The organism is Ramlibacter sp. 2FC (assembly GCF_005503345.1).
Lineage (GTDB): Bacteria > Pseudomonadota > Gammaproteobacteria > Burkholderiales > Burkholderiaceae_C > SCMQ01.
The window spans coordinates 10,001-17,136 of the sequence record NZ_SCMM01000070.1; the positions used below are offsets into that span (position 1 = coordinate 10,001).

Genomic DNA, 7,136 nt, shown 5'->3' on the forward strand with positions numbered 1-7,136 from the left:
CCAGGCGGGCCTGTCGGGCCTGATCGAGCTGATCGACCAATACAGCCACGGCCAGGGCGACCTGGACCGGCTGCAAGGCGAGATCGAAGCCCGCGACGGCTGGAACTGGGCCCAGCGCGTCGAGGAAACGCTGCACCGGCTGCACCTGCCGCGCGACGCCAGGGTGGGCGAGCTCTCGGGCGGCACGCGCAAGCGCGTCGCCCTGGCCCAGGCCCTGGTGACCCAACCCGACGTGCTGCTGCTCGACGAGCCGACCAACCACCTGGACCTCGACTCGATCGAGTGGCTGGAGCAGCTGCTGATCGACTTCCGCGGCAGCGTGGTCACCATCACGCACGACCGCGCCTTCCTCGACCGGGTGTCGACCCGCATCGTGGAGCTGGACCGCGGCCGGCTGCTCTCCTACCCCGGCAACTTCACACAGTACCAGCAGCAGAAGGAGGAGCAATTGGCCCAGGAGGCGGTGATCAACGCCAAGGCCGACAAGCTGCTGGCCCAGGAAGAAGTCTGGGTACGCAAAGGCGTGGAAGCCCGCCGCACGCGCAGCCAGAGCCGCATCGGCCGGCTGGAGAAGCTGCGCGCCACCCGCACCGCGCGCCGCACGGCCCTGGGCAGCGTCAAGATGGATCTGGCCTCGGGACTGCCCAGCGGCAAGATCGTCGCCGAGCTGAGCGACGTCAGCAAGGCATTCGGCGACCGACCCATCGTCAGCCATTTCAGCGCCACCATCCTGCGCGGCGACAAGGTCGGGCTGATCGGCCCGAACGGCGCGGGCAAGACCACGCTGCTCAAGCTGATCCTGGGCGAGCTCGCGCCCGACAGCGGCCGGGTGCGCCAGGGCGCCAACCTGCAGGTGGCCTACTTCGACCAGATGCGCCAGGGACTGGACCTGGACGCCACGCTGGAGGACTTCATCAGCCCAGGCAGCGAGTGGATAGAGATCGGCGCCAAGCGCCAGCATGTCAAGAGCTACCTGGGCGACTTCCTGTTCTCGCCGGCGCGCGCGGCCTCGCCGGTGCGCTCGCTGTCGGGCGGCGAGCGCAACCGACTGCTGCTGGCGCGCCTGTTCGCGCGTCCGGCCAACGTGCTGGTGCTCGACGAGCCCACAAACGACCTCGACATCGACACGCTGGAATTGCTGGAGGACCTGCTGCAGAACTACGACGGCACGGTGTTCCTGGTCAGCCACGACCGCAGCTTCCTCGACAACGTGGTCACCAGCACCATCGCCTACGAGGGCAGCGCCCAGCGCCCGGGCTTCTGGCGCGAGTACGAGGGCGGCGTGCAGGACTGGCTGCTGCAGTCCAGCCGCAGCCAGGCCTTGCAGGAGGCGGCCCAGGCCGCCCCGCCGCCGGAGCGCGCCGCCGACACCGCCAGGGAGCCGGCCCCGGCCCGCAAGGCCAGCACCAAGCTCAGCTACAAGGAGCAACGCGAGCTCGACGCCCTGCCCGAGCAGATCGACGCGCTGGAGAAGGAACAGGCGGCGCTGCGCGCCGAACTCGCCGACGGCAGCCTCTACCGCCTGGACCCGCCGCGTGCCGTCGCACTGCACGCGCGCGACGCCGAGATCGACGAGGCGCTGATGGCCGCGCTCGAGCGCTGGGAGGCCTTGTCCTCGCGCTGAACGCGCGGCGCCCGCCCCTTCAGCGCGCCAGCGCCTCGACCTCGCGCGCCAGCACCTGCCAGAACGCCGCGTCCTGCGTGGTCGCGAAATTGATGCGCATCAAGGTGCTGGGCGCGCGCGCGGCATGGAACAGCGCGCCCGGTGCGAGCAGGTAGCCCTGGTCGAGCATGCGCTGCGCCAGCTGGTCGGTGTCGACGCCGGTATCGACCCAGCCGAACAGGCCGGCCGGCTCGGCCGCGAAGCGGCAGCCGGCCTGCAGCGCCAGCTTGACGCTGCGGCTGCGTGCCGCGTCGAGCCGGCTGCGGATGCGCTCGGCATGACGGCGCAGCTGGCCCTGCTCGATGCAAAGAGCCAGCGCCTTTTCCAGCAGGCTGGGCGTGGTCAGCGTGGCCAGCAGCTTGGTGTCGAGCAGGCGCTCGACCAGGTCCGGCGGCGCCGCCAGAAAGCCCACGCGCCAGTTTGGCGCCAGGATCTTGGCAAAGCCGCTCACGTAGATGGTGCGCTGCAGGCCGTCGAGCACGGTCATGCGCGTGGCGTGCTCTGGCGCGATGTGGCTGTAGGTGTCGTCTTCCACCACATGGAAGCCATGGGCCTGCGCCAGCTGCAGCACGCGGTGCGCGCTGCCGGGGGCGAGGCAGTAGCCCGTGGGGTTGTGGAACACGCTCACGCTGACGAACAGGCGCGGCGCATGCACCTCGCAGTAGCGCGCCATCACCTCGAGGTCAGGCCCCGCCGGACCCCGCGGCACAGGCAGGATGCGCATGCCCAGGGCATCGAGCCGCGCGAACTCCACCGCCCAGCCCGGCTCCTCGACCATCACGCAGTCGCCCGGCTTAAGCAGGGTGCGGCTCACGATGTCGAGTGCGTGCGTCGCCCCCACCGTGGTCATGATCTGACCCGGCCCGGCCGGCACGCCCAGCGCCCTGAGCCGCGCCGAGAGCACGCGGCGCAGGTCGCCGTCGCCCAGCGGCTCGCCGTAGCGCAGCGAATTGTCCTGCAGGCTCTGCGAGCCCGTGACCTTGCGCACCGCGGCATGCATGAAGTTCGAGACCAGCCAGTCCGGCGGGAAAATGCCCAGACCAGGCTGCGGCCTGGGGCCGCTGGGATGGAACATGCCGCGAATCAACGTGGCGGCGTTGAGCGGCGTGCGCAGGCGCTCGGCCTCGCCGGCAAGCCGCGCCTCGGCCTCACGCCCGCGCTCCTCGGCGGCCGGCACCGGTCCCGGCATGCGGTCGCGCACGAAAAAGCCGCGGTTGCGCCGCGCCTCGACCAGGCCCTGGGCCTGCAGCTGGTCGTAGGCCGCCACCACGGTCGAGGGGCTGACCTCGTGCTGCTGCGCGCATTGGCGCACGCTGGGCAGGCGCGCCCCGGGCGCGAGCAGCCGGTCGCGAATGCGCTGGGCAAAGCGCTCGGCCAGCTGCTCGGTCAGCGACTGGGAGGCGGCACGCATGAGCATGGCAAGCCCTTTCTCTTTCAAGCTGTGTCGATCCGACAGACCATACAGTTCTATATCTGACCCCATGAACTGTACTGCCTGTGTATTGGTTTCGCACGATAAAGTGTCGAGCATGACTTGGCAAGAGCACCCATGAGCCCCGCCGAACTCAGCGCCCTGCTGGTGCTGGCCACGGCCAGCAGCTTCACGCCCGGGCCCAACACCACGCTGTCCACCGCGCTCGCGGCCAATCACGGCCTGCGCCACGCCATGCGCTTTGTCTGCGCGGTCCCGGTCGGCTGGGGCCTGCTGTTCAGCCTCAGCGCGGCCGGGCTGGGCGCCCTGGTGCTGGCGGCGCCCTTGCTGCGCGGCGCCATCCTCGCGGCCGGCATCGCCTACCTACTGTGGCTGGCGCTGCAGCTGTACGGCCGCCGCAGCCTGGCCCAGGTCGACGCGGCGCGGCTCGACGTGAGCTTCGGCCAGGGCGTGATGCTGCAGTTCCTCAACATCAAGGCCTGGCTGCTGGCCCTGTCCATCGTCTCCGGCTGGATCGCGGGCCACCCCGATGCGACCGCACGCGCCCTGCAGGTGCTGCCGCTGATGCTGGCCTTCGGCTTCTTCAGCAACCTCAGTTATGCCGCCGCCGGCTCACTGCTGCGCGACTGGCTGGCCCGGGGCCAGCGACTGCTGGTGTTCAACCGCTGCATGGCGCTGGCCCTGGTGCTGACCGCGCTGTGGCTGCTGCGGAGCAGCTGGTGAGCACGCCGTCACCGCAAACCGAACGCCGCGCCGAGGCGCGCGGCCTGTGGCTGGGCCTGTTCGGCGTGCTGATCTTCTCGCTCACCCTGCCGATGACACGCCTGGCCGTGGGCACGGTCGAGGCGCCGCAGCTGTCGGGCCTGTTCATCGCCTTCGGCCGGGCGGCCGTCGCGGGACTGCTGAGCCTGCTGTTCCTGGCCGCCACGCGCGCGCCCCTGCCCCGCCGCAGCGACTGGCCGCTGATCGCGCTGACCTCGGCGGGCGCGGTGTTCGGTTTCCCGATCTTCACCTCGATTGCCATGCGCCACGTGGAGGCGGTGCACGCCAGCGTGATGCTGGGCCTGCTGCCGCTGGCCACGGCTGCGGTCGGCGCCCGGGTGCAACGCCAGCGGCCCTCGCCCGGCTTCTGGGCCTGTGCGACCCTGGGCAGCGCCCTGGTCGCGGGTTTCGCCCTGCTGCGCTCGGGCGGCCCGGGCGGCGGACTGCACTGGGCCGACGGACTTCTTCTCGCAGCCATGGGCTGGGCCGCCCTGTCCTATGTGAGCGGTGCCCGGCTGTCCGGCCGCATGCGCGCCGACCATGTGATCTGCTGGGCGCTGGTGATCGCGCTGCCGGCCAGCGCCCCCGGCGCCCTGCTCAGCTGGCCGGAGCAGGCCATCGCCGCGCGCGCCTGGTGGGGCTTTGGCTATGTGGCCGTGTTCTCCATGTGGCTGGGCTTTTTCGCCTGGTACCGCGGGCTGGCGCTGGGCGGCACGGTGCGCGTGAGCCAGGTGCAGCTGGCCCAGCCTTTTTTCAGCATGCTGCTGGCCGTTCCCCTGCTCGGCGAGACCCTGGACGCCCTGACGCTGGGCTTCGGCCTGGCCGTGATCGCCACCGTCTTCGTCGGCAGACACATGCCGGTGCAGACTTCGAGACCCTGACCCCCCTTTCACGCAAGAAAGCACACCATGAACTGGACCCTGGCCCGACGCGCCGAGAAGATGAACCCCTCGGTGATCCGCGAAATCCTCAAGGTCACCGAGAAGCCCGGCATCATCAGCTTCGCCGGCGGCCTGCCCTCGCCCAAGACCTTTCCGGTGGAAGCCATGCTGGAAGCCTCGCAGCGCGTGCTCACCCAGGACGGCCGCAGCGCCCTGCAGTACGCGGCCAGCGAAGGCTACGGCCCGCTGCGCGAGTGGGTGGCTGCCGACCTCGCCAAGCAAGGCATGGACGTGAGCCCCGACCAGGTGCTGATCACCACCGGCTCGCAGCAGGGCCTGGACCTGGTGGCCAAGATCCTGATCGACGCCGGCAGCCGCATCCTGGTCGAGACGCCCACCTACCTCGGCGCGCTGCAGGCCTTCACGCCCATGGAGCCCGAGGTGGTGAGCGTGGCCAGCGACGACGAGGGCGTGGACCCGGCGAACCTCAAGGGCAAGGCCGCGGGGGCCCGCTTCATCTACCTGCTGCCCAACTTCCAGAACCCGACCGGCCGCAGCATGAGCGAGGCGCGCCGGGCCGCCGTGGCCCAGGTGGCCGCCGAGGCCGGCCTGCCCATCGTCGAGGACAACCCCTACGGCGACCTGTGGTTCGACGCGCCGCCGCCGGCCTCGCTGAGCTCGCGCAACCCCGAGGGCAGCGTCTACCTGGGCTCGTTCTCCAAGATCCTGGCGCCGGGCCTGCGCCTGGGCTACCTGGTCGCGCCGCGCGCGCTCTACCCCAAGCTGCTGCAGGCCAAGCAGGCGGCCGACCTGCACACGCCCAGCTTCAACCAGCGCGTGGTGGCCGAGGTGCTGAAGGACGGCTTCATCGAGCGCCATGTGCCCAGCATACGCGCGCTCTACAAGCGCCAATGCGAAGCCATGCTGGTGGCGCTGGAGCGCGAGATGGCCGGCATGGATTTCCGCTGGAACCGCCCCAGCGGCGGCATGTTCCTCTGGGCCCGCCTGCCCGAGGGCGTGGACGCGGTGAAGCTGCTGCCCCGGGCTGTGGACAAGGGCGTGGCCTTCGTGCCGGGCGCGGCCTTCTACGCCGGCCAGGCGGACCAGCGCACGCTGCGCCTGTCCTTCGTCACGGCCAGCGTGGACCAGATCAACACCGGCATCGCCGCGCTGGCGCAGGCGATCCGCGAACAACAGGCGGGCGGCGCATGAAAGCGCGCGCCTTCCAGCAGGTCGATGTGTTCACCGACCAGCCCTACCTCGGCAACCCGGTGGCCGTGGTGCTGGACGGCTCGGGCCTGAGCGACGAGGCCATGCAGCGCTTTGCGCGCTGGACCAATCTCTCGGAGACCACCTTCCTGCTGCCGCCCACGCAGGCCGGGGCCGACTACCGGCTGCGCATCTTCACGCCCGGCGGCGAGCTGCCGTTTGCCGGCCATCCCACCCTGGGCAGCTGTCACGCCTGGCTGCAGGCCGGCGGCCGGCCTCAGGCCCGCGACTTCATCGTGCAGGAATGCGCGGTGGGGCTGGTGCGCATCCGCCAGGAGGGCGAGCGCCTGGCCTTCGCCGCGCCGCCGCTCAGGCGCAGCGCCCCCGGCCCGGCCTTGCTGGCCCAGGTGGCGGCCGCGCTCGGGCTCAAGGCCGAGCGGCTGGTCGCCGCCCAGTTGCTGGACAACGGCCCGAGCTGGCTGGGCCTGCTGCTGGACAGCCCGCAGACCGTGCTGAGCCTGGAGCCCGACCATCTGGAGCTCAAGCGCCTCGGGCAGAAAGTCGGCGTGGCGGCGCTGGAGCCTGCCGAGCCCGCCTCCCCCTTGATCGCGCGCGCCAACCGGGAGGCGCGCGCCTTCGGGGCCAGGACCCAGGCGCCGCCGTCCCTGCCCGGGCTGGAAGTGCGCGCCTTCGCGGCGCCCATAGGCGTCCCAGAGGATCCGGTCACGGGCAGCCTCAACGCCAGCCTGGGACAGTGGCTGATCGCCGAGGGCCATGCGCCCGAGCGCTACCTCGCCGCGCAGGGCTGCTGCCTGGGCCGGGCGGGCCGCGTGCACGTCGAGCGCGATGCCGCGGGCCAGGTCTGGGTGGGCGGCGACTGCGTAGTCTGCATCGCCGGCACGGTCCAGCTGTAGGCCGCATCCGGTCGCAACCGGGACAAGCCCGGCATCCGGCTGCGCCTACAGTGCGCACATGGGAACGCTTTACCTCGTGCGCCACGGCCAGGCCTCGTTCGGCGCCGACGACTATGACCAGCTCAGCGAGCTCGGCCAGCGCCAGAGCCTGCGGCTGGGCGAGTACTTTCGCAGCCGGGGCCTGGTGTTCGATGCCGTGCTGACCGGCACGCTGCGCCGCCAGGTCCAGACCTGGGAGGGCATCGCCCAGGGCCTGCAGGCCCGACCGCCGGCCA

At 71.3% G+C, this 7,136-nt stretch carries 7 protein-coding genes (1 of these 7 cut by a window edge); 6 read left to right on the forward strand and 1 reads right to left on the reverse strand.

The features are described from left to right. Positions 1–1,624, forward strand: partial view of an ATP-binding cassette domain-containing protein gene (locus tag FFS10_RS20640; protein WP_137896480.1) — the 3' portion only. It extends 260 nt beyond the left edge of the window; the window shows 1,624 of its 1,884 coding nt (coding positions 261–1,884); its start codon lies beyond the left edge, outside the window; it ends in the stop codon at positions 1,622–1,624. A gap of 19 nt (positions 1,625–1,643) precedes the next feature. Here FFS10_RS20640 and FFS10_RS20645 read toward each other — a convergent pair whose 3' ends face one another. Then, complete coding sequence (locus tag FFS10_RS20645) at positions 1,644–3,080, reverse strand: aminotransferase-like domain-containing protein (RefSeq protein WP_137896481.1); 1,437 nt, start codon at positions 3,078–3,080, stop codon at positions 1,644–1,646. 132 nt (positions 3,081–3,212) lie between these two features. Here FFS10_RS20645 and FFS10_RS20650 point away from each other — a divergent pair, with 132 nt between their 5' ends. From FFS10_RS20650 to FFS10_RS20670, 5 genes are all read left to right on the forward strand, one after another. Continuing rightward, positions 3,213–3,818: a LysE family translocator gene (locus FFS10_RS20650; protein WP_137896482.1), complete on the forward strand. Its 606-nt coding sequence runs from the start codon at positions 3,213–3,215 to the stop codon at positions 3,816–3,818. Continuing rightward, positions 3,815–4,738, forward strand: a complete 924-nt coding sequence (locus FFS10_RS20655) for a DMT family transporter (RefSeq protein WP_137896483.1) — start codon at positions 3,815–3,817, stop codon at positions 4,736–4,738. Before FFS10_RS20650 ends, FFS10_RS20655 begins: the two co-directional genes overlap by 4 nt. 27 nt (positions 4,739–4,765) lie before the next feature. After that, the gene (locus FFS10_RS20660) at positions 4,766–5,950 is read left to right on the forward strand and encodes an aminotransferase-like domain-containing protein (RefSeq protein ID WP_137896484.1); all 1,185 of its coding nucleotides are present in this window, start codon (positions 4,766–4,768) and stop codon (positions 5,948–5,950) included. After that, on the forward strand, positions 5,947–6,861 hold the full coding sequence (locus FFS10_RS20665; RefSeq protein WP_137896485.1) for a PhzF family phenazine biosynthesis protein: 915 nt from the start codon (positions 5,947–5,949) through the stop codon (positions 6,859–6,861). Before FFS10_RS20660 ends, FFS10_RS20665 begins: the two co-directional genes overlap by 4 nt. Before the next feature lie 58 nt (positions 6,862–6,919). Continuing rightward, positions 6,920–7,136, forward strand: a 217-nt coding sequence (locus FFS10_RS20670; RefSeq protein WP_137896486.1) for a SixA phosphatase family protein, incomplete at its 3' end; no start/stop codon positions are given.